General features: G+C 67.6%; 25 protein-coding genes and 3 pseudogenes. 18 read left to right on the top strand and 10 right to left on the bottom strand.

Going from position 1 to position 25,391, the window contains the following annotated elements:
* Positions 1-208: 208 nt before the first annotated feature.
* The 5 genes from DPM13_RS18695 (at position 209) to DPM13_RS18675 (ending at position 4,977) form a co-directional block, all read left to right on the top strand.
* A complete protein-coding gene (locus tag DPM13_RS18695; protein WP_112888597.1) occupies positions 209-1,180 on the top strand; it encodes a Bug family tripartite tricarboxylate transporter substrate binding protein in 972 nt (323 codons plus the stop codon).
* Between the two features lie 63 nt (positions 1,181-1,243).
* Positions 1,244-1,729, top strand: a complete 486-nt coding sequence (locus DPM13_RS18690) for a tripartite tricarboxylate transporter TctB family protein (RefSeq protein WP_080622645.1) — start codon at positions 1,244-1,246, stop codon at positions 1,727-1,729.
* A complete protein-coding gene (locus DPM13_RS18685; protein WP_028718675.1) occupies positions 1,726-3,225 on the top strand; it encodes a tripartite tricarboxylate transporter permease in 1,500 nt (499 codons plus the stop codon). The genes DPM13_RS18690 and DPM13_RS18685 overlap by 4 nt, the downstream gene beginning before the upstream one ends.
* A gap of 100 nt (positions 3,226-3,325) precedes the next feature.
* Positions 3,326-4,261 (top strand): four-carbon acid sugar kinase family protein, encoded by a 936-nt coding sequence (locus DPM13_RS18680; protein WP_262983193.1) that lies wholly within the window; start codon positions 3,326-3,328, stop codon positions 4,259-4,261.
* Positions 4,258-4,977: a FadR/GntR family transcriptional regulator gene (locus tag DPM13_RS18675; RefSeq protein WP_028718677.1), complete on the top strand. Its 720-nt coding sequence runs from the start codon at positions 4,258-4,260 to the stop codon at positions 4,975-4,977. Before DPM13_RS18680 ends, DPM13_RS18675 begins: the two co-directional genes overlap by 4 nt.
* A gap of 121 nt (positions 4,978-5,098) precedes the next feature.
* Here the strand turns inward: DPM13_RS18675 and DPM13_RS25510 are convergent, their stop codons facing one another.
* The 4 genes and pseudogenes from DPM13_RS25510 to DPM13_RS18660 all read right to left on the bottom strand — a co-directional run bounded on the left by DPM13_RS25510 (position 5,099) and on the right by DPM13_RS18660 (position 8,437).
* Positions 5,099-5,641, bottom strand: coding sequence for an iron-containing alcohol dehydrogenase (locus DPM13_RS25510; protein ID WP_449579235.1), 543 nt, complete (start codon positions 5,639-5,641; stop codon positions 5,099-5,101).
* Positions 5,642-5,756: 115 nt separating this feature from the next.
* Positions 5,757-6,209: pseudogene (locus DPM13_RS25505) on the bottom strand (iron-containing alcohol dehydrogenase); the annotation flags it as partial.
* 81 nt (positions 6,210-6,290) lie between these two features.
* Entirely contained in the window at positions 6,291-7,241 is a 951-nt protein-coding gene (gene pdxA, locus DPM13_RS18665) for a 4-hydroxythreonine-4-phosphate dehydrogenase PdxA (protein ID WP_112888596.1), read from the bottom strand.
* A complete protein-coding gene (locus tag DPM13_RS18660) occupies positions 7,238-8,437 on the bottom strand; it encodes a sialidase family protein (RefSeq protein WP_112888595.1) in 1,200 nt (399 codons plus the stop codon). Before DPM13_RS18660 ends, pdxA begins: the two co-directional genes overlap by 4 nt.
* A gap of 340 nt (positions 8,438-8,777) precedes the next feature.
* Between DPM13_RS18660 and DPM13_RS18655 the strand changes: the two genes are divergently transcribed.
* The 3 genes from DPM13_RS18655 to DPM13_RS24340 all read left to right on the top strand — a co-directional run bounded on the left by DPM13_RS18655 (position 8,778) and on the right by DPM13_RS24340 (position 11,116).
* Positions 8,778-10,184, top strand: coding sequence for an ABC transporter substrate-binding protein (locus DPM13_RS18655; protein ID WP_223252186.1), 1,407 nt, complete (start codon positions 8,778-8,780; stop codon positions 10,182-10,184).
* 195 nt (positions 10,185-10,379) lie between these two features.
* A complete protein-coding gene (locus DPM13_RS24345) occupies positions 10,380-10,553 on the top strand; it encodes a hypothetical protein (protein WP_223252185.1) in 174 nt (57 codons plus the stop codon).
* Positions 10,553-11,116, top strand: coding sequence for an ABC transporter permease (locus tag DPM13_RS24340; protein ID WP_223252184.1), 564 nt, complete (start codon positions 10,553-10,555; stop codon positions 11,114-11,116). The genes DPM13_RS24345 and DPM13_RS24340 overlap by 1 nt, the downstream gene beginning before the upstream one ends.
* A 188-nt stretch (positions 11,117-11,304) precedes the next feature.
* On the opposite strand, the gene DPM13_RS24335 is transcribed toward DPM13_RS24340, so the two are convergent.
* On the bottom strand, positions 11,305-11,583 hold the full coding sequence (locus tag DPM13_RS24335; RefSeq protein ID WP_223252183.1) for a hypothetical protein: 279 nt from the start codon (positions 11,581-11,583) through the stop codon (positions 11,305-11,307).
* Positions 11,584-11,834: 251 nt separating this feature from the next.
* On the opposite strand from DPM13_RS24335, the gene DPM13_RS24330 reads away from it, so the two are divergent.
* The 7 genes and pseudogenes from DPM13_RS24330 (at position 11,835) to DPM13_RS18620 (ending at position 17,534) form a co-directional block, all read left to right on the top strand.
* Complete coding sequence (locus DPM13_RS24330) at positions 11,835-12,173, top strand: ABC transporter permease (RefSeq protein WP_223252182.1); 339 nt, start codon at positions 11,835-11,837, stop codon at positions 12,171-12,173.
* The gene (locus DPM13_RS24325) at positions 12,166-12,930 is read left to right on the top strand and encodes an ABC transporter ATP-binding protein (RefSeq protein ID WP_223252181.1); all 765 of its coding nucleotides are present in this window, start codon (positions 12,166-12,168) and stop codon (positions 12,928-12,930) included. The genes DPM13_RS24330 and DPM13_RS24325 overlap by 8 nt, the downstream gene beginning before the upstream one ends.
* Positions 12,931-12,956: 26 nt before the next feature.
* Positions 12,957-13,825: pseudogene (locus DPM13_RS24320) on the top strand (ATP-binding cassette domain-containing protein).
* The gene (locus DPM13_RS18635; protein WP_112888821.1) at positions 13,825-14,706 is read left to right on the top strand and encodes a dihydrodipicolinate synthase family protein; all 882 of its coding nucleotides are present in this window, start codon (positions 13,825-13,827) and stop codon (positions 14,704-14,706) included. Before DPM13_RS24320 ends, DPM13_RS18635 begins: the two are co-directional and overlap by 1 nt.
* A gap of 4 nt (positions 14,707-14,710) precedes the next feature.
* A pseudogene (locus DPM13_RS18630) lies at positions 14,711-15,675 on the top strand (phosphoglycerate dehydrogenase).
* A gap of 8 nt (positions 15,676-15,683) precedes the next feature.
* On the top strand, positions 15,684-16,742 hold the full coding sequence (locus tag DPM13_RS18625) for an Ldh family oxidoreductase (protein ID WP_112888820.1): 1,059 nt from the start codon (positions 15,684-15,686) through the stop codon (positions 16,740-16,742).
* A gap of 12 nt (positions 16,743-16,754) precedes the next feature.
* A complete protein-coding gene (locus DPM13_RS18620) occupies positions 16,755-17,534 on the top strand; it encodes an HpcH/HpaI aldolase family protein (protein WP_112888594.1) in 780 nt (259 codons plus the stop codon).
* 59 nt (positions 17,535-17,593) lie between these two features.
* Here the strand turns inward: DPM13_RS18620 and DPM13_RS18615 are convergent, their stop codons facing one another.
* The 3 genes from DPM13_RS18615 to DPM13_RS18605 form a co-directional block, all read right to left on the bottom strand.
* Positions 17,594-19,009, bottom strand: coding sequence for a GntP family permease (locus DPM13_RS18615; RefSeq protein WP_223252180.1), 1,416 nt, complete (start codon positions 19,007-19,009; stop codon positions 17,594-17,596).
* 27 nt (positions 19,010-19,036) lie between these two features.
* The gene (locus DPM13_RS18610; RefSeq protein WP_223252179.1) at positions 19,037-20,041 is read right to left on the bottom strand and encodes a patatin-like phospholipase family protein; all 1,005 of its coding nucleotides are present in this window, start codon (positions 20,039-20,041) and stop codon (positions 19,037-19,039) included.
* Between the two features lie 171 nt (positions 20,042-20,212).
* Positions 20,213-20,926: a GntR family transcriptional regulator gene (locus DPM13_RS18605; protein WP_112888591.1), complete on the bottom strand. Its 714-nt coding sequence runs from the start codon at positions 20,924-20,926 to the stop codon at positions 20,213-20,215.
* Positions 20,927-21,143: 217 nt separating this feature from the next.
* On the opposite strand from DPM13_RS18605, the gene DPM13_RS18600 reads away from it, so the two are divergent.
* Genes DPM13_RS18600 through hydA form a run of 3 tightly spaced genes read left to right on the top strand, consistent with a single transcriptional unit; the run spans position 21,144 to position 24,145 of the window.
* Positions 21,144-22,139, top strand: a complete 996-nt coding sequence (locus DPM13_RS18600) for an ABC transporter substrate-binding protein (RefSeq protein WP_223252178.1) — start codon at positions 21,144-21,146, stop codon at positions 22,137-22,139.
* The gene (locus tag DPM13_RS18595; protein WP_112888590.1) at positions 22,120-22,692 is read left to right on the top strand and encodes an SDR family NAD(P)-dependent oxidoreductase; all 573 of its coding nucleotides are present in this window, start codon (positions 22,120-22,122) and stop codon (positions 22,690-22,692) included. Before DPM13_RS18600 ends, DPM13_RS18595 begins: the two co-directional genes overlap by 20 nt.
* 19 nt (positions 22,693-22,711) lie before the next feature.
* Complete coding sequence (hydA, locus tag DPM13_RS18590) at positions 22,712-24,145, top strand: dihydropyrimidinase (protein WP_112888589.1); 1,434 nt, start codon at positions 22,712-22,714, stop codon at positions 24,143-24,145.
* Here hydA and DPM13_RS18585 read toward each other — a convergent pair.
* Both DPM13_RS18585 and DPM13_RS18580 read right to left on the bottom strand, forming a co-directional pair.
* Positions 24,142-25,071: a CobW family GTP-binding protein gene (locus DPM13_RS18585; RefSeq protein WP_223252177.1), complete on the bottom strand. Its 930-nt coding sequence runs from the start codon at positions 25,069-25,071 to the stop codon at positions 24,142-24,144. The two genes, hydA and DPM13_RS18585, sit on opposite strands and share 4 nt — an antisense overlap.
* Positions 25,072-25,093: 22 nt before the next feature.
* Positions 25,094-25,387 carry a hypothetical protein gene (locus tag DPM13_RS18580; RefSeq protein ID WP_080622628.1) on the bottom strand — a complete coding sequence of 98 codons (294 nt, stop codon included), beginning with the start codon at positions 25,385-25,387 and terminating at the stop codon, positions 25,094-25,096.
* Positions 25,388-25,391: the final 4 nt, after the last annotated feature.

Here is a 25,391-nt window from a genome sequence, read left to right as displayed (position 1 = left end):
AGATGCCGGAACGGCGGGATAGTTGTAAAGAGATTAAGTTTTCTACCAGCCCGACCATAAAAATAATAACTATTGAAAATCAAAAACTTAATTTACTATACCCAAAGCGATCCACCCAAAGAAAACGGACTTGTTGACAACATGAGCGGTAATGTGCATGGTTCCCTCCATTGCTTGGCAGGAGGGCCGGGCTGCTTTGGAGGTTTCAATGAACAAGCTGACCCAAGGGGTCGCCATCGCGGCGGCAACGTTTGCTCTTGCCGCATCGGCTCAGGCCGACGACTACCCCAGCCGGCCGGTCGAGGTCATCGTGCCCTATGCGGCCGGTGGCGGCACCGACCTTTCCGTGCGCATCATGGCCGAAACCCTGCAGAAATATCTGCCGAACTCCACCGTCGTGGTGCGGAACGTGCCGGGTGGCGGCGGGTCCATCGGCACCGGCCAGGCGCTGAGTGCTCCTGCCGACGGCTACACGCTGGGCACGGGCGCGCAGGGGCCCATCGCGTTGCTGCCGCATTATGGCTCGACCACCTATACCCTGGACGATGTCGACTTCATCGCCATGATGGGCCGCAACCTCAAGGTCGTGATGGCCTGCAAGGGCGCGCCCTTCTCGACGTTCGAGGAATTCATCGACCATGCCAAGGCCAATCCGGGCGCGACGCTTGTCGGCAACTCGGGGTCGGGTGGCGCCGACCACCTGGCGATCGAGGCCTTCGGCAAGATCTCTGCCACCAGCTATGAGCCGGTTCCCTTCGGCGGCGCGTCCGAGGCGCTGACCGCCTGCGCCGGCGGCCATATCGACGCCGTGACCTCAACGCCCGCCGAGGCCAAGCCGCATGTCGAATCCGGCGCGATGAAGCCGCTGTTCATCATGGAAGCCAAGCGGATCGACACCTTCCCCGATGTGCCGACCGCCGTCGAGAAGGGCGTCGATTTCACCTGGTCGTCGTGGAAGGGCATCATCGCGCCCAAGGGCCTGCCCGATGACGTGCGCGCCACGCTGGCGGGCGCGCTGGAAAAGACCTTCCAGGACCCCGATTTCGTCAAGAAGATGGATGAGATGGGCGAGTTCGTCGATTACCGCGACGGCGCCGGCTATTCCGAACTCGCCCATGCCGACAGCGCGATGGCCGAAGGCGTCATCCGCGATCTCGGCATGTACGGGATGAACAAGTAACCGCCGTCGCGCCGGCGCGTGGCCCGGCGCGGCCATCCACCTGCATTCCACACAAGGCATCCCATGACGCGCAGTCAGATTCTTCTTCGCAATCAGGACGTGCTGGCGGGCCTGCTGTTCCTGGTTATCGCCGGGATCGTCGCCTGGGGTGCGCATCACCTGCCGATGGGCAGCGGCGTCCGCATGGGGCCGGGAATGTTCCCGATGATCCTGTGCGGCCTGCTGGCCTTTCTGGGCCTGCTGACCCTGGTCGAAGGGCTGCGCAGCGCCACGCCCGAAAACGCCACCGCGCCGCTCGCCTGGGGCCGGATGCTGGTCATCTGCGGCTCGGGCGTGTTCTTTGCGCTGACGCTGGCGCCGCTGGGCCTGCCGACGGCGATCTTCGGCACGGTGCTGATCGCCGCCTCGGCCAGCCGCCAGTTCCGCCTGGTGCCCGGGCTTGGCCTTGCCGCCCTGGCCGCCGTCGTCGGCTGGCTGATCTTTGCCGAGGCGCTGGGCCTGCCGTTCCGGCTGGTGGGGCCCTGGCTGCAGTTCGGGGGTGCGGCATGACCCTGATCGCTGATCTTGGCCTGGGTTTTTCGACGGCGCTCAGCCTGACAAACCTGCTTTACTGCTTCCTTGGCGCGCTTGTCGGAACGCTGATCGGCGTGCTGCCCGGGCTTGGCCCGGTCGCGACCATCGCCATGCTGCTGCCGCTGACCTTCGGGCTGGACCCGGTGACCGCGCTGATCATGCTGGCCGGCATCTTCTATGGCGCGCAATACGGCAGTTCGACCACCGCGATCCTGATCAACCTGCCGGGCGAGGCGTCCTCGGTCGTGACGGCACTGGACGGCTACAAGATGGCGCGGCAGGGGCAGGCCGGCAAGGCGCTGGCGACCGCCGCGCTGGGGTCGTTCTTTGCCGGTTCGGTCGCCACGCTGATCATCGCGACGATGGGACCGCTGCTGTCGGGCGTCGCGCTGAGCTTTGGCCCGGCCGAGTATTTCTCGCTGATGCTTCTGGGACTGGTGGCCTCGGTCGCCATGGCCTCGGGGTCGGTCGTCAAGGCGCTGGCGATGATCGTGGTGGGCGTCATCCTGGGGCTGGTCGGACAGGACATGTACACCGGCGCATCGCGGCTGACCTTTGGCCAGAGCGAACTGCTGGACGGGCTGGAGTTCGTCGCCATCGCCATGGGCCTGTTCGGCCTGGCCGAGATCTGCCAGAACCTCGAAGACGAATCCGCCCGCGCATCCTCGGTCGGCCGGGTCGGTTCGCTGCTGTTGACGCGCGAGGATTTCCGCCGCATCGTCAAGCCGGTGCTGCGCGGCACGGGCATCGGCTCGGTCCTGGGCATCCTGCCCGGCGGCGGCGCCACCATCGGTGCCTTCGCGGCCTATCTGCTGGAAAAGCGCGTGTCCAAGACGCCCGAGCGTTTCGGCAACGGCGCCATCGAAGGGGTCGCCGCGCCCGAAAGCGCCAACAACGCCGGGGCGCAGACCAGCTTTATCCCGCTTCTGACGCTGGGCATTCCGGCCAATGCGACCATGGCGATGATGGTCGGGGCGCTGATCCTGCACGGCGTCACGCCGGGTCCGAACATCATCTCGACCGAACCGGCGCTGTTCTGGGGCCTGATCGCCAGCATGTGGATCGGCAACCTGATGCTGGTGGTGCTGAACCTGCCGCTGATCGGAATCTGGGTCAAGCTGCTGTCGGTGCCTTACCGCATGCTGTTTCCCATCATCGTCGCGCTGTGCTGCGTGGGCGTCTATACGGTCAGCAACAGCACCTTCGACGTGATGCTGATGGTCGGTTTCGGTCTGCTCGGCTATGTCTTCATGAAACTGGGGTGCGAACCCACGCCGCTGCTGCTGGGTCTGGTCCTTGGCCCGATGCTGGAGGAAAATCTGCGCCGCGCCATGCTGACGGGCAGGGGGGATCCGACCGTGTTCGTGACGCGGCCGATCTCGGCCACGCTGCTGGCCCTGGCTGCCCTGTGCCTGGTCATGATGCTGCTGCCCAAGGTCCGCAAGACGCGCGAGGTCGCGTTCGAGGAATGAGCCCGAAGCCAGGGGGCGCGCCGCCCGCGCTGGCGCTGATCGCCGACGACCTGACCGGCGCGCTGGATCCTCGGCGCCCTTCGCGGCCCGGGGGCTGCGGGTGTCGGTGGCGCTGGGCCCCGACCATGTCGCGGCGGCGCTGGCCCGCGCCCCGGACATCCTGGCCGTCACCACCGCCAGCCGCGAGATCGACCCGGCCTCTGCCACCGCGGCCGTGCGCCGCGCCGCGCAGGCGCTGCCGCCGATGCGGATCTTCAAGAAGGTCGACTCGCGTCTCAAGGGCCATATCGCGGCCGAGCTGGACGCGCTGTCCTTCGACAGCGCGCTGGCGGCGCCGGCCATTCCCGAATTCGGCCGCGTGGTCCGGGGCGGCCATGTCGAGGGTTTCGGTGTCGATGCCCCCATCGACGTGCGGGCGGTGCTGGGCCATCACGCGGCGCGCGCCCAGGTGCCCGACACGGTCACGCAGGGGCAGATGGCGCAGGCGGTCGCGGCCTCGGACGCCGATCTTCTGATCGGGGCGCGCGGTCTTGCCGATGCGCTGGCGGCGGGGATGACCGGGAACGCGGCGGCCGCCACGGCCCGTCTGCCCGGCCCCTGCGGGCTGTTCGTCATCGGCTCGCGCGATCCGATCACGCTGGCGCAGGCCCGGGCGCTGCGGGACCGGCCCGGTACCGTCTTTGTCGGTGCGCCCAATGGCCATGCCCCGGCGCTGCCCAGGGCGTCCTGCCTGCTGGTTCAGGCGCTGCCCGGGGAACGTCCCGCCAGCGGCACCGAGGTTGCCGCCAACCTGGCCGCCGCCGTCCTGCCGCTGCTGCGCCCCGGCATGGGCACGGCCCTGCTGTGCGGTGGCGCAACGGCCGAGGCGGTGCTGGCTCGTCGCGGCATCCATTGCCTTGACGTGCTGGGGGAATGTCTGCCGGGGCTGGTGGTTTCTTCGGCGGACGGCTTGACGATTCTCACAAAATCCGGCGGTTTTGGGGGGCAGGACAGTTTGTTGCGCGTTGCGGACATGATCGACAAGGGCAGGCCATGAACAGCGAAAAGGTTGTGGGGCGCAAAAGTCTGGGGGATATCGTCTTCGATCGCATCCTGCGCTCGATCAAGTCGGGCGCCTTCGCCCCGGACGAACGCCTGCCCACCGAACACGATCTTGCCGCCGAGTTCGAGGTGTCGCGCCCCATCGTGCGCGAGGCGTTGCAGCGGCTGCGCGATCAGGGCCTGATCTATTCCCGGCGCGGCGCGGGAAGCTTCGTTCGCTCGGTCGGGCTGAAGCAGCCGCTGGGCTTCGGCCAGCTTGAAAACGTGGCCGACCTGCTGAACTGCTACGAGTTCCGCCTGACGCTGGAGCCCGCCGCCGCCGCCTGTGCGGCGGAACGCCATGACGATGGCACGCTGGACAGCATCGCGCAGGCGCTGGAGCTGATGCGCGACGCGACCAACCGCCAGTCCCACCGCGAGGATGCGGATTTCCAGTTCCACCTTGCCATCGCGCGGGCCAGCGAGAACACCTATTTCGCGACCGCCATGGAGGCGCTGAAGGACCATATCGCGGTCGGCATGCGGTTTCATGGCGCATCGGTCAAGCGCGAGACGAGCGGCCTGGCCAAGGTCTTTGACGAGCATCGCTGCATCTATGAGGCGATCCGCGACGGCAAGGCCGACCTGGCGCAAAGCCTGATGCACCAGCACCTGATCGGCTCGCGCGAGCGGCTGTTCGAACGCAAGCGTCCCGGTGCGGTGGTCGCCTGAGGGGCGGCCAGGACGCCTGCCGCGCTGGAATGCCGGCCAAGACTGGATCATTTGCTGATCGACTGATCGGATTGGATGGCCGGCCCCGCTCCTGCCGGCCGGCCGATCCGGTTTCGTGGCCTTAGTAGGCGGCGTGATAGATCGCCAGCACGTCCTCGGCGCTCATGTCCCGGGGGTTGTTGTCCATCAGGCGGCGGATGGCATGGGCGTCGCTGGCAAAGCGCGGCAGCTGATCCCTGGCCGCGCCATGGGCGGACAGCCGCATTTCCACCCCCAGATCCGCGCAGAACCCATGCGCGGCGGGCAGAAGCTCGGCGCCCGAAAGGCCAAGAGCCGTCGCCACCTCGGCGGTCTTTTCCGGCACCGCGCTTTCGTTGAAGGCCAGCACATGCGGCAAGATGATCGCATTGGCCAGCCCGTGCGGCAGGTGCAGCAGCGGCCCAGCGGATAGGCCAGCGCATGACCGGCGGCGGTGTTCAACCGGCCCCAGGCAGATCCCGCCATAGAACGAGGCCAGCATCATCCCCTCGCGCGCCTCGGTATCCGATCCGTCGCGCACCGCGCGGGCCAGGTAGCGGCCGACCAGCGCGATGCCCATGCGCGCAAAGCCGTCGATGACCGGATGGGCGTTCTTGTTGGTAAAGGCCTCGACGCAATGGGCCATGGCGTCGATCCCGGTGGCGGCGGTGACGGCAGGGGGCACGCTGAAGGTCAGCTCGGGGTCCAAGCACCGCCAGGTCGGCCAGCAGGTGGGGGCTTTCGACGGCCATCTTGTTGCCGACGCCCGGGTCGGTGTCAGGGCGCGGATGCCTCGCCTCGGACCCGGTGCCGGCGGTCGTCGCGACCTGCGCCAGCGGCGTGCGGCGGCCCGCGACCTTGTTCGGTCCGGCGACGTCGGCCAGCGTCTGCGCGCCGTCCCACAGCGCCGCCACCAGCTTGGCCAAGTCCATGACCGAACCGCCGCCCAGGCCGACGACCAGATCGGGCCGCGCGGCGCGGGCGGCCGCCATCGCCGCCTCGAAGCAGGCGATGTCGGGCTCTCCCGGAATATCGTCGAAGACGGTGACATGGCCGTTCAGCCCCAGCCGCTCGACAAAGCTGGCGGTGTGCGGCGTGGCCAGCACGAAGACGCGCTGCGTCTCTCCGGCCCAGGGGCCGACCTTGGCAACGGCGCCGGCGCCGATTTCCAGACGCTTGGGCAAATGCAGGGTGATGTTGCGGGCTAATGACATGCGGGCCTCCCCCGGCGAACGTGATTGCGCCCGGATGGGCGAATGGCGCCGCCCGTCTTTCGGGGCGGTGCGTTGGAATCCTCAGCCGCGCTTGCCGGCGACCAGCTTGCGGGCATAGGCGATGGCGGCGTTCATGTTGCCGTGGTTGGCAACGCCCTTGCCGGCGATATCGAAGGCGGTGCCGTGATCGACCGAGGTGCGGTCGATCGGCAGTTCCACCGACACGTTCACCGCATCGTCAAAGGCCACCAGCTTGATCGGGATGTGCCCCTGATCGTGGTATTGCGCGACCACCAGGTCGAAGGCGCCGTTATAGGCGCGGTGGAACACCGTATCGGCCGAAATCGGGCCCGAGGCGTCGATGCCCTCGGCGCGGGCGGCCGCGACGGCCGGGCCGATCTGGTCGTCGTCCTCGGTCCCGAACAGGCCGTTTTCGCCGCAATGCGGATTGATGCCGGCGACCGCGATGCGCGGGCTTTCGATGCCGATGCGCTTCAGATGCGCATTGCCGGCGCGGATCGTGGCCAGCACCCGTTCGGTCGTGGCGCGCGCGATGGCATCCTTCAGCGACACATGGGTCGAGACATGGATCACCTTCAGCCGCTCCGACGCCAGCAGCATGTAGGCCGCCTGCGATCCGGTCAGGCTGCGCAGCATGCCGGTGTGGCCGTCGTAGTGGTGGCCGGCGGCGTTCAGCGCCTCCTTGTTGATGGGGGCGGTGACGATGCAGCCGATCCGGCCGGCCTCGGCGTCGCGCACGGCCTTCTCGATAAAGCGGAAGGCGGCGTCGCCCGCGGCGGGGGACAGCTTGCCCCAGGGCAGCGGCGCGCCCTTGACGGCCAGGTCCACCACGCGGCCGGTCAGGTCCACGTCGCAGCCGATGGCGGCCTTGGCCGCCTCGAGCGTCGCGCGGTTGCCATAGATCAGCGTGCGGTCGCGATCCTCGGGCGACATGCCGGCCAGGGCCTTGATGCTGATTTCCGGGCCGACGCCGGCCGGGTCGCCCATGGTGATGCCGATGATGTCGCTCATGAAGTCCTCGAAGGGGTTGCGGGCGCCCAGCCCGGCGCCAGCCGGACGTATTTGATGGCGCGGCGGTGATAGGTATAGGCGATGTGCAGGCTGCCATCCGGGCCTTCCAGCAGCCAGGGATAGGACAGCTCCTTGTTGCGGCCGTCGGTCGAATCGTTGCTGGTGCAGGTGCCGGGACCATCCTCGATCACGATGTGCTGGGGGAATGTCATACCGCCATCGCAGGACAGGCAGACCGCCACCGGCGCCCGCGGCACGCCCCAGACCGGGGTGCAGCCGCCCGTGGGGTCGGCATCGGGTCGGTCGTCGTCCTCGCCCAGCTCGTCGTAGAGCGAGGCGCGCCGGTCTGCCGAGGTTGCGGCGGAGGCGAGGTTGCAGATCACTGCCACGCGGCCATCGGCAAGGCGGGTCGCGGCAATCGAGGAATTGTTGTTCGGCAAATCGGTCGGCTGCGGCGCCGACCAGCTGAAGCCGCCGTCCACGGACAGGCTGCGGTGCACCGCATCCGCCTGCCGGCGGCGATAGAAGGCGGGGATGGACCCATCCGGCAGCGGCACGGGGCTCATGTGGACCGAACCGACCGAATCCGGCACCTCCTGCAATTGCCAGGTGGCGCCGCCATCGGGCGAGACGCCAAGCGCCGCCACGTCATGGCTGCCGGTCCATTTCTGGCCCGGCCGCGGAACGCAGCGAAAGATCGGCAGCAGCCAAGCGCCGTCGCGGCGCAGCATGACCCGGCCGCGCACGAAGCAGCCGCGGGGCAGGTCGTCCAGGAACCGGCCGGCGCCCGGAAGCAGCCGCAGCGGATCGGCCGGATCGCGTGCCAGCGCCACCATGCGCACGCGGCACTGGTCCTGGTTCCCGGCCGGCTGCGAGGTGTGAAACAGCCACAGGCGCCCGTCCGGCGCGGCAAAGACCACCGGGTTCTGTTCGGAATGGGCGGGATCGTCGCTGATCTGCTGCGCCGGTCCCCAGGCGTCGGCGCCGGGCAACAGCACCGAGGCATGGATCGAGATGTCGGATTTCCCCTCGAGCGTGCCGCCGAACCACAGGCACAGCAGCGCCCCGTCGTCGAACAGATGCAGGAAGGCCGCGTGGTTCTGGACCATGGGCGAGGGCAACAGCGCCTCGACCCGGCCGGGGGCCGTGGCCGAGAGCACCCCGGTCATGCCGCTTGCGATTTCTTCGGGTGACATGGGCCTCCTCCGCCTCGCGGACCGCCGCGATCAGGTCCAGAAACAGCATCCTTCGCACAGTTGTCAAGTTGGTGTTTTTCGATTTGATTGCCAGCGACATCGGTTTTGTCAAAAAATACCTATATATTATAATATATTAAATAGAATCATGCCTCCTTATCCGGGAATGAGACCATCAAAACGTTGACAAATATTCCACACTGACTGCAATCTGCCCCCTGAGGAGAGGGCGCCATGAGTCACGGCGGAATGCGCCCAGCCGGATGTCCGGCGATCCGCAGCAGGTGGCGAACAGGTCCGCGGGAACGCCTTTGGCCGGCGCCAGCAAGGGGAGGAGACAATGGGAAAACGCATTCTTGCCATGGGCGCGGCGGCTGTGCTTGCCGGGCTTTCAGTGACGGTCGGGACGGCGCAGGCCGAGGGCACGGACATCAAGATCGTCCTGCCCGAGGATCTGGACCTGCTTGAACCCTGCATGGCCACGCGCTCGAACATCGGGCGGGTGATCTTTCAGAACGTCAGCGAGACACTGACCGAATACGACGCCCGCGAAGGCGGCGGCGGCGTCCTGCCGCGCCTGGCCGAGACATGGGAACAGATGCCCGATGGCTCCTGGCGCTTTCACCTGCGCCAGGGCGTGACCTTTTCGGACGGCAGCGGTTTTGATGCCCAGGACGTCAAGCATTCCTTCGAGCGTGCGCTGAGCGACAAGATCAGCTGCGAGACGCCGCGCTATTTCGGCGGCATGACGGTCCAGGCGAATGTGGTCGATGACCATACCATCGACTTCAAGGCCGATCCGGTGCAGCCGATCCTGCCCCTGCTGATGTCCATGGTCACCATCGTCCCCGAGGAAACCCCGATCGAATTCGTGCGCGACCCGATCGGGACCGGGCCCTACAAGGTCACCGAATGGACCCCCGGCCAGCGCATCGTGCTGACGCGGCGCGACGGCTATTGGGGCGCGGAACCCAAGGTGACCTCGGCCACCTATCTGGTGCGGTCGGACCCCGCCGTGCGCGCCGCCATGGTCCAGACCGGAGAGGCGGATCTGGCGCCCTCGATCTCGCTGGTCGATGCGACCAACCCGGCGACCGATTTTCCCTATCTGGACTCGGAAACCGTCTATCTGCGGCTGATGCACGACGTGCCGCCGATGAACGACGTGCGGGTGCGCAGGGCGCTGAACATGGCCATCGACCGCCAGGCCTTCATCGGCACGCTGCTGCCCGAGGGCGCCGAACTGGCCGTGGCCCTGTTCCCGCCGACCACCGCCGGCTGGAACCCGGATGTCAAGGTGCCCGCCTATGATCCCGAGGGCGCGAAGAAGCTGCTGGCCGAGGCCAAGGCCGACGGCGTGCCGGTCGACACGCAGATCAGGCTGATCGCCCGCACCGCGCAGTTCCCCAACATCACCGAAGTGATGGAGGCGATGCAGCAGATGCTGACCGACGCGGGCTTCAACGTGAAGCTGGAGTTCCGCGAGGTGGCCGAGCACGAGTCCTTCTACAGCAAGCCCTATCCCAAGGATCAGGGTCCCTACATGCTGGCCGCGATGCATGACAACAGCCGGGGCGATCCCGCCTTCACCATGTATTTCAAATACGACAGCGAGGGCATGCAATCGGGCATCGCGGACCCCAAGGCCGACGACCTGATCGCGCGGGCCTCGGCAGCGACGGGGGACGAACGGACGAAGCTGTGGCAGGACCTGGTCGCCTATCTGCATGACGATCGTGGTGGCTGATGTCTTCATGTATCACATGGTCGGCTATACCCGCGTCGGCGAGCGCTGGACTTCAAGCCCAGCATCGCCACGAACGGGCAACTGCAACTGTCGCAAATCGGCTTCAAGTAACCAGCGCCGCCCGGTCGGCCGATGCGCCGGCCGGGCAGGGGACGGGAGGCACCATGCTAGGCTTTGTCAGAAAACGAGCGCCACATGATCGACGGGCGCACCTATCCGCTGCAATTCTCCTACCGGCTGACAGGCGATCCGGCCGGAAAGTACCTTCCGCGTTCACCGGGCAGCACCATCACTATGGGCTGGGCTTCCAACTACGAGCTGAACGATCCGCCTTCTGGTCCAGCTTCGGGCGTTACGTCGGCGATCTGATGCATCTGGATTTCGGCGACTCGCTGCGCAAGGCGCGCCCCGCCATCGAGGTGGTGACCGAGGCCTTCGCCTGGACGCTGCAACTGGCCGTCATCACCATGACCATCGTGACGGCGCTTGCCGTCGTCATCGGCTCGCTGGCGGCGTGGCGGGGCGGTCTATTCGACCGCATCGCCTCGATCCTCGCGCTGATCGGCGCAGCGGCTGCGGATTTCTGGATCGTCATCGTCGGCATCGTGATCTTTTCGGTGTCGCTGGGCTGGCTTCCGACCTCGGGGACCGGGACGGTCTGGCACTGGATCCTGCCGATCTCGGTGCTGTTCATCCGGCCCTTCGGGCTGATCGTGCAGGTCGTGCGCGGCGCGATGATGACGGCGCTGAGTTCGGCCTATGTCAAGACCGCGCGGGCCAAGGGTGTGCGGGCGCGGCCGATCATCTTTGTCCATGCGCTGCGCAATTCGATGCTGCCGGTCATCACCGTGATCGGCGATCATGCCGCCGCCCTGATGAACGGCGCCGTCATCGTCGAGACGATCTTCGGCTGGCCCGGTATCGGCGGCTGATGATCGATGCCATCCTGCAACGCGACTTCAACGTCGTCAGGCCGCGATCATGGTCACGGCGCTGGCGATCTTCCTGATGAACGTGCTGATCGACATCGCCTAGCGCTGCTCGATCCGCGCATCCGGCACTAAGGGGGCAGGTCAATGACCGATATCCCGATCGTGGAGGAACCCGGCGCGCTGCGGCGCTATGCCCGGATGCTGTGGGCCGACAAGTTCGCGCTGTGCGCGGTGATCTTTCTGCTGGTCGTGGTGATGATGGCCCTGTTCGGCCCGGCCTTGATGGGTGATCTGGCGACCCGGCAGAACCTGCGCGGCCGCAACGCCCCGCCCTTCGATCTGTCGCGCGGCTGGGTCTGGTTCATGGGCGCCGATGCGCTTGGCCGCCCGCTGCTGGCGCGCATCGTGGTCGCGGCGCAGAACACGATGCTGGTCGCGGCGGGCGCGGTGCTGGGTTCGGCCGTCATCGGCACCACGCTGGGGCTGGTCGCGGGCTATGCCGGCAAGCGCACGGGCGAGGTCATCATGCGGCTGGCCGATATCATCATGTCCTTTCCGTCGCTGCTGCTGGCGGTGGTGGTGCTGTATCTGCTGGGCCCTTCGGTGTCGGGAACCTTGTGCTGGTGCTGGCGATCACCCGCATCCCGGTCTATCTGCGCACCGTCCGTGCCGAGGTGCTGGAAATCCGCCGCAGGCCATTTGTCAGCGCGGCCCGGTGATGGGCGCGCCCACGCAGCGCATCCTGTTCCGCCATATCCTGCCGGTGGTGATCCCCACGCTGACGACGCTGGCGACGCTGGATTTCGCCTTTGTCATGCTGGCCGAAAGCAGCCTGTCGTTCCTGGGCATCGGCATCCAGCCGCCCGAGATCACCTGGGGGCTGATGATCGCGCAGGGCAAGCAATACCTGACCAATGCCTGGTGGCTGTCGTTCTGGCCCGGCCTTGCGATCATCCTGACGACGCTGTCCTTGAACCTGCTGTCGAACTGGCTGCGCATCGCGCTGGACCCCGTGCAGCGCTGGCGTCTGGAAATGAGGGGACGCAAGAATGACTGAGCACCTGCTGGAGGTCCGCGACCTTTCCGTCGAATTCCACACCGCCGCCGGCACCGTGAAGGCCGTCCAGAACGTCAGCTGGCATCTGGACCGGGGCGAGACGCTGGCGATCCTCGGCGAAAGCGGGTCGGGGAAATCGGTCTCGGCCTCGGCGATCATGAACCTGATCGACATGCCGCCGGGCAGGATCACCAGCGGCCAGATCCGTTTCGGCGGTCAGGACCTGCTGACGCTGTCCGACGAACAGCGGCGTGCCGTCAACGGCCGCCGCATCGCGATGATCTTCCAGGATCCGCTGAGCCACCTGAACCCGGTCTATACCGTGGGCTGGCAGATCGCCGAGGCGATGACCATCCACGGCACCGACCAGGCCCGCGCAAAGGCCGAGGCGCTGCGGCTTCTGACCCGCGTGGGCATCCCCGATCCCGCCGGCGCGCTGAGGAAGTACCCGCATGAATTCTCGGGCGGGCAACGCCAGCGCCTGATGATCGCCATGGCCCTGGCGATGAAGCCCGATGTGCTGATCGCGGACGAGCCGACCACCGCGCTGGATGTGACGGTGCAGCGCCGAGGTCCTGTACCTGCTGAGCGAACTGCAGGCCGAAACCGGCATGCGATCCTGATCATTACCCACGACCTGGGCGTCGTCGCCGAGATCGCCGACCGCGTCGTGGTGATGAACGGCGGGGTGGTGGTCGAGACGGGCAGCGCCGCCCAGTTTATGCCAATCCCAGCCATCCCTATACCCGCAAGCTGATCGGCGCCGCGCCGGGCAAGGGCGCCATGCACCAGCCTCTGCCTCCGGCGCAGCCGGTGCTGAGCGTGCGCGACCTGCGCAAAAGCTATGGCGGCTTCACCGCGCTGGACGGGGTCAGCTTCGACCTGATGCCCGGCGAGACGCTGGCCGTGGTGGGCGAATCCGGTTCGGGAAAGTCCACGCTGGCGCGCATCCTGCTGCGGCTGGATCAGGCCGACGACGGGCAGGCGCTGTGGCAGGGACGCGACCTGCTGAGCATGCCGCCGGCAGAGCTGGTCGAGCTGCGCCGCGATCGCAGATGGTGTTCCAGGACCCGATGCAGTCGCTGAACCCGCGCATGACGGTCGGTCGACTGATCTCCGAGGCCTGGGTGATCCACCCGGACATCCTGCCGAAATCGCGATGGCGCGCCCGTGTCGCGGACCTGCTGGCGCAGGTCGGGCTGTCGCCCGAGCATGCCGCCCGCTATCCGCACCAGTTCAGCGGCGGCCAGCGCCAGCGCATCGCCATCGCCCGGGCCCTGGCGATCGAGCCCCGGCTGATCGTCTGCGACGAGGCGGTGTCGGCGCTGGATGTCTCGATCCAGGCGCAGGTGATCGCGCTGCTCGACAAGCTGCGCCGCGACATGGGCCTGTCCTTCCTGTTCATCGCCCACGACCTGCCCGTGGTGCGCGACTTCGCCGACCGCGTCATGGTCATGCGAAAGGGCCGGGTGGTCGAGAAGGGGCCGTCCGCCAGATCTTCGACCACCCGCGCCAGCCCTATACGCAGGCCCTGCTTGCCGCGGGCTCGACCCGGACCCCGCCGTGCAGGCCGCCCGCCGCATGGCGCGGCTGGCCCTTGCCCGATGAATCCCTGCGGCGGAACGACCCGCCCCTCTACCCGGAGCCCTTGATGACCAAAGAAGCCTTTGTCGCGCTTGTCACCTGTTTCAACGATGACGAGACGATCAATTTCGACGCCACCCGCGCGCAGGTGCGCCGCCAGGTGCAGGCCGGCAACAACATCATGTGCGCGGGGACCAACGGCGATTTCACCGCCCTGACCTATGACGAAAAGGTGGCGCTGACCGAGGCGGTGGTGGACGAGGTTGCGGGCAAGGCGCGCGTCATCGTCAACGCCGGCATGCCCGCCACCTTCGAGACGATCAAGCTTGCCCGCGAATTCGACCGCATCGGCGTCGACGGCATCGCGGTCATCACGCCCTTCTTCATCGCCTGCACCCAGGACGGGCTGGTACGGCATTTCTCGGCCGTGGCGGATGCGGTGGAAACGCCGGTCTTTCTGTATGACATCCCGGCCCGCACCCAGAACCATATCGAGCCCGAGACCGCCCGCGCCCTGGCCGGCCATGGCAATATCGCTGGGATCAAGGATTCGGGCGGCGCGCAGGACACGCTGGAGGCCTATCTGGCCGTCGGCCGCGAGGTCGAGGGCTTTGCGGTCTATTCCGGTCCCGACCATCTGGTGCACTGGTCGCTGCAGAACGGCGCGGCGGGCTGCATCTCGGGCCTGGGCAACGTGCTGCCCGAGGTGCTGGCCGGCATCATCCGCGCCTTCAACGCCGGCGATCAGGCCGAGGCGGCGCGCCAGCAGGAGATCTTCGGGAACTTCCGCAAGGATCTTTATGGCCTTGGCTATCCGCCCGCGCTGGTCAAGCGCGCGCTGTTCCTGATGGACAATTCGGTCGGCGCCAGCCGCCAGCCCGCCCTGCTGCCCGACCCGGCCCAGGACGAAAAGATCCGCGAAATCCTTGTGAAATACGAACTGGTATAAGCCCATGACCGTCCTTTTGACCACCTCGCCCAGCTTCGGCCGCATCGGCCGCGTCGCCGCCAAGCTGGAGGAACTTGGCTGGGAACTGATCCGCTGCTCGGACCCGGAGCTGAAAGATGGCGGGGTCTGGGACCATATCGACCGCGCCGACTATCTGGTCGTCGGGCTGGTGCCCGCGACGGACGCCCTGCTGGAAAAGGGACCGCGCATCAAGGCGGTGCTGAAGCATGGCGTGGGCGTCGACAACATCGACATTCCGGCCTGCACCCGGCGCGGCCTGCCGGTGCTGAACACCCCCGGCGCCAATGCCGACGCGGTGGCGGAACTGGCTTTGGGGATGATGTTCGCCCTGGCCCGCAACATGCCCGCGGGCCATCAGACGGTGGTGACGGGCGGCTGGGACCGCAAGGTCGGCAGCCAGCTTGGCGGCAAGACCCTGGGCATCCTTGGCCTTGGCAACATCGGCCGCACGCTTGCGCTGAGGCGCGGGGGCTGGGCATGCGGATCATCGCCTCGGACCCCTATGCCGATGCGGAATTCGCCGCGGCGAACGACATCGAGCTGACCGACCTGGACGGGCTGCTGTCCCGCTCCGACTATCTGTCGCTGCACATCTTCGGCGGCAAGGACAATGCCGCGCTGATCGACGCCAAGGCCATCGCCCGGATGAAGCCCGGCGCGCGCCTGCTGAACCTGGCCCGCGGCGAGGTCGTCGATCTGGACGCCGTGTCCGAGGCGCTGCGTTCCGGCCAACTGGGCGGGGCAGCCATCGACGCCTATGTGGTCGAGCCGCCGGACCGCAGCCACCCGATCTTTACCGCGCCGAACACGGTCTTCATGCCCCATAACGGCGCCGACACCGTCGAGGCGGTGGAAAACGTCGGCCTGATGAACATCGCCGACATTCAGGAACTGATGGCGGGCGGCCAGCCGCGCCGCGTCCTGAACCCGGAAGTCTTTGCCAAATGAGGACCGACATGACGATCAAAGCCGATATCCTGCGAGGTTTCTCTGCCGAGCTGTTCCGGGCCGCCGGGCTGGCCGATGACAAGGCCGAGGCCGTGGCGAAATACCTGGTCGAGGCCGACCTGATGGGCCACACGACCCACGGCCTGGCGCTGGCGCCCTGGTATCTGCAAAGCATCGCGGACGGGGTCATGACCCGCGACGGCACGCCCGAGACGGTCTCCGACAAGGGCGCCGCGATCTGCTGGCGCGGCACGCGCCTGCCCGGCGCCTGGCTGGTCGCCCAGGGCGTCAAGCTGGCCTGCGCGCGGGCCCGCGAATACGGTACCGCGACGCTGGTCATCGGCGACAGCCACCATATCGGCGCGCTGGCCGCCTATCTGGAGGATGCGACCAGCCAGGGGCTGATGATCTCGATCGCCTCGTCGTCCCCCTCGGGGGCGCAGGTGGCGCCCTTTGGCGGGCTCAAGGGGGTGTTCACGCCCGATCCGGTGGCCTACGGCATCCCGACGCCGGGCGACCCGATCCTGATCGACATCTCGGCCTCGATCACCACGGTCAACATGGCGCAGCGCATGATCCGCGAAGGGCGCGTCTATGACCACGCCTGGGTGGCCGACGCCACGGGCAAGCCCACAACCGACCCCAAGGCGGTGCTGGAGGGCGGCACGCTGCTGCCGACCGGCGGGCTGGACCACGGCCAGAAAGGCTATGGCATGGCGCTGTCGGTCGAGGCGATCACCCAGGGGCTGGCGGGCTATGGCCGTGCCGATGCGCCCAAGGGGACGAATGCGGCGGTGACCATCTCGGTTTATGACCCGGCGGCTTTCGGCGGCGCGGAGGCCTTCCTGAAGCAGACCGGCTGGCTGGTGGATGCCTGCCTTGCCTCGCCCCCGCGCAACCCCGACCAGCCGGTGCGCCTGCCGGGGCAGGCGGCGCTGGCCCGCAAGCGCAAGGCCCTGGACCAGGGCGTCACCCTGTATCCCGGCATCCTGGCCGGGTTGATCGAACAGGCGGGCACGCTGTCCGTCGACGTTCCGGCCGTGCTGGCCGCCCACGAAGCCGCGTGAAAGGAAAAGCGCATGGGAAACTGGACCTTTGCCGCGCGCCTTCGCGCGCGTGAGCGGCTGGTCGGCTACTGGTCGCAACTGCCGGTTCCGGCCGTGCAGGAGCGCGCGGCCCGGCATGGCTACGATTACGTCTGCTTCGACGCGCAGCACGGCTTTCTGGACTATCACGCCGTTCTGAACGGTCTGATCGGCATCGACGCAGGGGCCGCGCTGGCCGGCAGCGCCTGCGGCGGCATGGTCCGCGTGGCGGCCAATGATCCGGCGCTGATCGGGCAGGCGCTGGACGCTGGCGCCCAGGGGGTGATCGTGCCGCTGATCGACACCCCGGAGCAAGCCCGCGCGGCCGCAAGGGCGTGCCGCTTTCCGCCGCTGGGAACGCGCAGTTACGGGCCGATGCGGGCGGGTTTGCGGTCGGGCCCGCGCACGGCCGACATGAACGCCGAGGTCGCCTGCATCGCCATGATCGAGACGCACGAAGGGCTGGCCAACCTGGACGCCATCGCCGCGGTCGAGGGGATCGACGGCCTTTACGTCGGTCCGGGCGATCTGATGCTGGCGCTGGGGGGCGAGACGATCACCGATCCGGCCCGCGCCGAGGATTTCGAGGCCGCTCTGGCCCGGATCCGCGAGGCCGGCGCCGCCGCCGGGATCGCCACGGGCATCCACACCGGCCACGGCGATGTTGCGCGGCAAAGGCTGGACGAAGGCTTCACCTTCGCCTCGATCTCGTCGGACCTGAACCATCTGGATCAGGCGGCCCGCCAGCACCTGGAAAAGGCCCGCGCCGACTGACGGGGCCGCGGGGCGGGTCCGGGCCGATGAAGGCCCCAGGACCCGCCGCCCGGCAGGCGCTAGAAGCTGCCCAGCAGCGTTCCCAGCGCGATCACCGCGACCAGCGCCAGCAGGGCGCCGACAATGGCCACCATGACGATGTCGCGATAGCTTTGCCGGGCCGAAACACCGCAGACCGACAGCAGCGTCACGACCGCGCCGCTGTGGGGCAGGCTGTCGAGCGTCCCCGCGCTCATCACCGCGACGCGATGCAAAAGTTGCGGATCGATGCCCAGTTCGGCCGCACGTTCCAGATAGGTCGGACCCAGCGCGTCCAGCGCGATGGTCAGCCCGCCCGAGGCTGAGCCGGTCAGCGCTGCCAGGATGTTCGTGGCGACCGCCATGGAGACCAGCGGGCCGCCCTGGATCGACAGCACCCAGTCGCGCACCAGGTCAAAGGCCGGCAGCGCGGCGACGACGGCACCGAAGCCGACCAGACTTGCCACCGCAAAGATCGGCAGGACCGAGGCGCTGGCACCGGCATCCAGGGTTTCGCGCAGCCGCGTCAGGCGCGGCCGGTTCAGGACCAGCACGATCAGGATCGCCGCCGCAAGCGCCACCGCGACCGACCAGACGCCGCTGACCGCGCCGATGTCCGTCCCGCCCCAGCGCGGCTGCGCCAGCCAGTCGAAGGATCGCGCCGGCAGGATCAGAAAGGACATGGCCATGTTCACCCCGATCACCACGAACAGGGGCAGCACGGCAATCATTGGTGGGGGCAGTTCGGTACTTTGATGGCCGTGCGGGGCCTCGGCCGGGTCGAACTCGCGCGCCGTCACCGCCCGCTGGCGCAGGACGGTTTCGTCCACGCCCGGAACGCGGCTGTCGGAAAAGCCTTCGCCCCGGGCGCGCGCGGCATGTTCGGCACGGGCCAGCCACCACAAGCCGAAACCCAGCATGATCGCCGAGGCGACGAGCCCCAGTCCCGGTGCGGCAAAGGGCGTCGTGCCAAAGAACGGCATCGGAATGGCGTTCTGGATCGCGGGGGTGCCGGGCAGCGCCATCATGGTAAAGGTGAATGTGCCCAGTGCAATCGCCGGAGGCATCAGCCTGCGCGGGATCCGGGCGCGGCGAAAAAGCGCCTCGGCCATGGGTGCCAGCACGAACAGCGCGACGAACAGGCTGACGCCGCCATAGGTCAGCGCCGCGCCCGCCAGGACCACGGCCAGGATGGCACGGCCAGGGCCCAGCGTCCGGGTCAGCAGGTCGGCGATGGCGCGGACCGATCCGCTGTCCTCCATCAGCTTGCCAAAGACCGCGCCCAGCAGGAACAGCGGGAAGAACTGACCGATGAACCCTGCGCCCGCGCCCATGAAGGTCTGCGTCCAATGCGCCAGCAACGGTTCGCCCGAGATGGCGGCCGCCAGAAGCGCGGCGACCGGCGCCAGCAGCAGCACGCTCCAGCCGCGATAGGCCAGCCAGATCAGCAGCGCCAACGCCAGCAGAATGCGGTCAGCCCCATGTCAGACCCCGTCCAGAAGCGTGTCGATGTCGACGGACGACCGCTGGCCGATGTTCCGGCCGTTTTCGGTCAGGAAACGGTCCGCCGCCTCTCGGCCCCGGTCGCGGAGCCAGCGCAGGAAGATCCGGTCCGCGTTCAGCTTGGACGAGTGGTCAAGGCTGGTCATGACCGCGTTCGGCACCATGTGGACCCGCATCCGCGCCCATCGTGCGCCTTCTCCGTTGCCGGGGTCGGCGACCTGGCGCAGCAGCGCGATCATGCGCAATTCCTTCAGGGTCGCTGCGTTGAACGAAACCTCGCTCAGCCGGTTCAGGATGGCCGCCGCGCTGCGCGGCACGCCGGGGCGCTCGATGGGGTTGATCGGGACCAGGATGGTGTCGTCGCTGTCGACCTCGCGCACCAAGGGGGTCAATGTCGGGTTGCCGGCATAGCCGCCGTCCCAATAGCTTTCGCCGTCGATCTCGACCGCCTGGAACAGCGTCGGCAGGCAGGCCGAGGCCAGCAGCACCTGAGGCGACAGGTCGGCGTTGCGAAAGACCCGGCCCCGCCCGGTGCGGACGTTGGTGGCGGTGACGAACAGCTTGATCGGCGCGGCGCGCAGGCGGTCGAAGTCGATCGCCCGTTCCAGCACCCGCAGCAGCGGATTGATCCCCGCCGGGTTCAGCGTATAGGGCGAGGCCAGCCGCGACAGCATGTCCATGGCGACGAAGGCGGGCGAGTGGGCCAGCGACCAGTTGCCCAGCGCCATGTCGATGGGGGTGGCCTGGAACGGGCTGAGCCGGGCTGCATCGGCGACGAATTCCCAGAAGGCGGTCAGCGCCTTGCGCGCGCCCTCGGCCCCGCCCTGGGCAAAGCCGTCGGCCAGAACGGCGGCGTTCATGGCCCCGGCCGAAGTCCCCGAGATGCCGGCAATCGTCAGCCAATCCTCCTCGAGCAATCGGTCGAGCACGCCCCATGTGAATGCCCCGTGAGAGCCGCCGCCCTGCAGGGCCAGATCGACGGGCACCGAGGCCGCCTTGCCACGAGGGGGAGATGAACTGGCCATGGGCCCCCCAATATGCTGCTTCGGCGCGATCCTAGCACGGTGTCCCGCGTTCTCAAGGCTTTCTCTGCGGTGCAGAAAGCGGCTTGGCCCCTGGCATCGTGGGCTATGGTTGTACCAGCTGCGTCGGCAAGCCTACTGGGCGGCACCCAGCCAGCGCAGCGCGCTTTCAAGGCTGGGCTCGGGCCTTAGGGTGTTGATCTGCAATTCTTCCGAGATATGGGACAGGTGATGCGCCATTTCGGTCGCCGCCTTTTCCCCATCGCCTTGGGCGATGGCGTTGACGATGCTGCTGTGTTCGTCCCTCGGGCATCCCGTCTCGGACTCGGCATGGACCAGGATGGCAAGGCAGGTCAGCACCTGCAGCTGCGTCATGATATGAACCAGATAGACGTTGCCGCTGATCTCGGCCAGCTTCAGGTGGAACTCTCCGGTCAGACGCACAAGGGTCGAACGGTCGCCCGCGCTGCGCGCCGCCTCCTCGGTGGCGATGTGGTCCAGAAGCGATTGCAGATGTTCGGCCGACCGGGTCACGGCGATGGACCGGACCATACTGGGCTCGATCATCTTGCGCACGTCCAGCATCATCTTGGCCTCGGCGCGCGAGGGCGAGGCGATCGTATATCCGAGGTTGGGGGTTTTTCTGAAAACGCCGATCTCGGAAAGCTTGCTCATGGACAGGCGCACGACCGTGCGGCTGACCCCGAAGATATCGGCAAGCTGGTTTTCCGTGATCCTTTCCCCAGGCGGAAGCCGCTGTTCGAAGATCGCCTCGATCAGGCGGCGTGTGATTTCCTGCTCGGTATAGCCGTGGCGGCGCTTCTGCGGGGGGATGCCTGTTTCTTCCATGACGTTCTACCAATCGACTGCCTGAAAAATGGACGTCACCGACCGCACCCACCTTTTTCCCGCGCTTTTCCTTGCTATCGCACGGCGCAGGGGCAATTTCAATTGACAGAAGCCAGCGTTGTTCATTTCATTGTATCCAATGTAGTAGACGACTCACCATCCAGAAACCTTGCGCAGACAAGGGCGGAAAGGGGGTCCAGAACAGGGAGTTTTCGTCTTGAAGATCAACCATATCCCTTCGCCCCTGCATCGCCTGCTGATGCAGGCTGCCATCGGTGCGATGATGGTGGCCGCGCCCTGGGGCGGTCAGGCGGCCTGGGCGCAAAGCCCGCAGGAAACGCTGATCGTCGCCGGTCCCCGCACCCCGGAGTCGCTGGATCAGGAATACCCGCCGACCGAGGCGGTGCACGAACTGCGCCGGAACGTGAACGAACGGCTTCTGGCCTATGAGATGAAGAAGGCCGAGGATGGCATCTCCTATGAGGACTTCTCGAAGATCACCGGCGCCCTGGCCGAGCGATGGGAGGTCGCGCCCGACTTCAAGTCGATCACCTTTCATCTGCGCCCGGGCGTGGTCAGCGGGGCAGGGCATCCGCTGGATGCCGACGATGTCATGTGGTCGTTCGAACGGGGCTGGAACCTGAAGTCGAACTTCCACTGGTACATGACCCAGATCCTGAAGATCGAGGATTTCGACGCGGCCTTCACCAGGGTCGACGACATGACCGTCCGGGTCAGCATCCCCAACGCCTCGCCGCTGCTGGAAAAGCTGTGGATCAACAGCGATCTGGGCATCCTCGATTCAGACACGATGAAGGAACACCTGACGCCCGAGGACCCCTGGGGCCAGCGCTGGCTGGCGACCAACTCGGCCTCGTTCGGGCCCTACAAGGTGACGAAATATTCGCCCGGCCAGGAAATCATCTATGAGGCCAACACCGATTATTACCGCGGCGTCCCGAAGCTGAAGAAGGTAATCTTCCGCGAGATGCCGACCAGCGCCAACCGGCTGGCGGCCCTGCAGGCGGGGGCGGTGGATGTGGCGGAATACCTGTCGCCGCGCGAACTGTCCATGCTGGGACAGATGCCGGGGGTGACGGTCAACAAGGTGTTCGGAAACTTCATCCACCGGGTCGAGATGCAGAACGAAACGCCGCCCTTCGACAATCCCAAGGTGCGGCTGGCGCTGAACTATCTGGTGCCGCGCGGATGAGGCGCAGGTTACCGCCCTGGCCGACTGGACCGCCAAGGTCCTGGGCGCACCCGACATCCTGGTGAACTGCGCCGGCATCGGCGGCAAGGACAAGCCGTTCGGCGATGTCACCGTTGCGGAATGGGACCGGATGCTGGGCGTCAACCTGCGCGGCGTGTTCCTGGTGACGCACGCCTTCTTTCCCGGCATGGTCGAGCGGCGTTACGGCCGCATCGTGAACATCGCATCGCAACTGGCCTACAAGGGCGCGCCGGGGCTGGCAGCCTATGTCGCCGCCAAGGCGGGCGTGGTCGGGCTGACCCGCGCCCTGTCCTATGAAGGCGCGCCGCACAATGTCATGGTGAACGGCATTGCGCCGGGCCCGGTCGAGACGCCCCTGCTGATGGCCCACAGCGAGGCGTGGCTGGACATGAAGAAGGGGCAGTTGCCCGTCGGGCGGTTCGGCCAGCCCGACGAGATTGCGCCGACCGCCTTGCTGCTTGCCTCGGAAACCGGCGGGGCCTTCTATTGCGGGCAAGTGCTGTCGCCGAACGGCGGCGACGTGATGGTTTAGAACGGGGAGGGACAGGACCATGCAGGATTTCGACCTGGTGATCCGGGGCGGCACGGTGGTGACCGCCGCAGACAGCGCGCGCGCCGATGTGGGCGTCCGGGATGGCAAGATCGTGGCGATCGGGCTGGAGCTTGACCCGGGACGGCGCGAGATCGACGCGACCGGCCTGCGCGTGATGCCCGGCGGCATCGACAGCCATGTGCATCTGGCCCAGCCGGCCTTTGGCGGACCGGCGATGGCGGACGGGTTCGAAAGCGGCACCCGCTCGGCCATCGCGGGGGGCAACACCACCGTCATTCCCTTTGCGCTGCAATCGCGCGGCATGTCGCTGCGCCAGGCCGTCACCGACTATCATGCCGAGGCCGAGGGCCAGGCCTATTGCGATTACGGCTTTCACCTGATCCTGACCGATCCCACGCCCGCCGTGCTGGGCCAGGAACTGCCGGCGCTGGTGGCGGGGGGCTATACCTCGCTCAAGGTGTTCATGACCTATGACGACATGGTGCTGAACGACCGCGAGCTTCTGGAGGTGTTCGACGCGGCGGGCGAGCAGGGCGCGCTGGTCATGGTCCATTGCGAAGGCTATGACGCCATCCGCTTCATGACCGAAAAGCTGGAAAAGGCGGGCAAGCTTGCGCCCTATTACCATGCCGTTTCCCGCCCCCAGTCCGTCGAACGCGAGGCCGCCCACCGCGCCATCAGCCATGCCGAATTGACCGGCGTGCCCATCATGATCGTCCATGTCTCGGGGCGCGAGGCGATGGAGCAGATCCGCTGGGCGCAGAACCGCGGGCTGAAGATCATGGGCGAGACCTGCACGCAATATGTCTCGCTGACGGCCGATGACCTCAAGGGCCTGAACATGGATGACACGGGCAGCAAATACGTCTGCTCGCCGCCGCCGCGCGACCGCGAAAGCTGGGATGCGATCTGGAGCGGCATCCAGACCGGGGTGTTCCAGACCTTTTCCTCGGACCATTGCCCGTTCTATTTCGAGGGCGAGATGGGCAAGAAGAACCCCAAGGCCCGCACCGGCTTTCGCTGGGTGCCGAACGGGATCCCGGGGGTCGCGGTGCGCATGCCGATCCTGTGGTCCGAGGGCGTGGTCAAGGGTCGCATCACGGAAAACCAGTTCGTCGCCCTGACCTCGACCAACCACGCGCGGATCTATGGGCTGACGACCAAGGGCAGCATCGCGCCGGGCTATGATGCCGACATCGTGCTGTGGGACCCGGATCGCCGCGTGACGATCAGCCAGTCGCTGATGCACCACGGCTCGGATTATACGCCATGGGAAGGGTATGAGGTCACGGGCTGGCCCCAGGCGACGATCCTGCGCGGCGAGGTGGTGATGCAGGAGGGCGAGATCCTGGGCAGCAAGCAGGGCGGCCGGTTCCTGCCGCGCGCCCTGTCGCCCATGGCGGCGCGCGGGGCGGGCGCACCCTTGGGCTAGGCGCCAAAGCGCCGCCAGGACCGTTCCAGCGTCTCGGCCGTCATGCCGCGGCCGATCAGCACGATCACGCCTTCCTCTGGCGCGGGGCCGGCCAGGGCCGCATCGTCGTCGGGCAGGATCTCGGGCGGCTGGACCACGCGGCGGACCGATTGCAGCAGCAGCCGGCCCGCCGGCGTGCGCACCACGCCCTTGATGCGCACGATGTCGTCGCCCCGGGCGTGCAGCAGCGCCGACAGCCAGGTCGACAGCGCCACCCAGCCGCCATCCTGCCCGACCGCCAGCCGATAAGGGGCGATGGGCTCGCTGGGGCCAAGCGGCGGCAGGTCCAGCGGGCGCAGGTCATCCGGTACAGAGGGCAGGGGGACCGCGACGCCCTGTTCGGCCGCCGACAGCGCGGCATGGGGGTTCATCCGGCGCAGGGTCAGCGCCAGCCGCCCCAGGACCGCCGCCTCGGCGGGCTTGGTCAGGATCAGCGCGTCCGCCGCCTCGATCTGCGCGCGGGCCAGGCCTTCGTCCGCCAGCTGCCGGGCGCCGTGCAGGCCGTCGACCAGGACCAGCGTTTCCCGCAGGGCCAATCGGCGCGACAGGACGGGATCGGCGGCGATGGCGGCGGCGATGCGCCCGGGATCGGCCAGCCCGCTGGTTTCCAGCAGCACCCCGCCGATCCGTCCTGCATCGCGGCCGCTGGCATCGTTGCACAGCTCGCGCAGCGCGGCGACCAGCGCGGCCTGTCCGGTGCAGCAGGCGCAGCCGCCTGCCAGCACCCCAAGGCGCAGGGCTCCGGCCAGCAGCAGATTGTCGACCGGGGTTTCCGCGGCCTCGTTGACCAGGATGGCATGGTCCCGGAACCGGCCCTGGTGCAGCTGATGGCGCAGCCAGGTGCTTTTCCCGGCCCCCAGGAAACCGCCCAGGATGGTCAGCGGCAAGCGGCCGTCCGAACGCGCGCCCTCAGCCATCGGCCAGGGCGCGGTCGGACAGAGGGTCGATGGGGCGGCCGGCCATTCGCTCGGCTACGGCCCAGAGGGCTGCCAGATCGGGCACCAGCTCCCGCTGGCCGCCCGGGGCGAACAGCTGCAACCCCGGCGTCACGCCGTCGTCCCAGGCCTTCAGCCCATAAGGCGCCAGCAGCCGGTTCACCGCCCCCAGACGGGCAAAGCGCAGGCGCAGCCGGTCGCCCGGCGTCTGCGCGCCCGCATCCGTCCAATGGCCCGGCGCGGCCGGAAAGCCGCAGGCGCTGCACATGGCT

This window comes from Paracoccus mutanolyticus, from assembly GCF_003285265.1.
GTDB classification, from domain to species: Bacteria; Pseudomonadota; Alphaproteobacteria; order Rhodobacterales; family Rhodobacteraceae; genus Paracoccus; species Paracoccus yeei.
This window is presented reverse-complemented; position numbering and strand designations above follow the sequence as displayed.